Genomic DNA, 321 nt, shown 5'->3' on the forward strand with positions numbered 1-321 from the left:
GAGTAGCAGGGCCTGAGCGACGACTTATTGAAGATTTCGGCTATTGGTATGAGCCAGATGGTCGCGACCCCAATACACAGGCGGAATTCGAAAAAGTGGAAATCAGGCCACAGGCCTATGAGTGGATACTTTCACAAAGCGCCGGGTTTCGGTTTCAAGTCAGCTGTGACAACTTGCACGGCGCGTTTGAGCCAGATAGATTAGGTTTTATGAAAAAAGTGCATGCAGAGGTCATCGACATTTTAGAGAAAGGCTTGTCAACTAGGGTCGAGATGCTTTCTAATGCGCTTCGGGAACATTACAGTGTCCCTTCATTTACTC

The 321-nt window shown here is 47.7% G+C and carries 1 protein-coding gene; it reads left to right on the plus strand.

Features of this window, described 5'->3' with window-relative positions:
• On the plus strand, positions 1-321 hold a 321-nt coding region (locus AB4585_RS26260; protein ID WP_372171695.1), incomplete at both ends, for an elongation factor P hydroxylase.

This window comes from Vibrio sp. 10N.222.49.C9, assembly GCF_041474985.1.
In the GTDB taxonomy this organism is placed as follows: domain Bacteria; phylum Pseudomonadota; class Gammaproteobacteria; order Enterobacterales; family Vibrionaceae; genus Vibrio; species Vibrio crassostreae_C.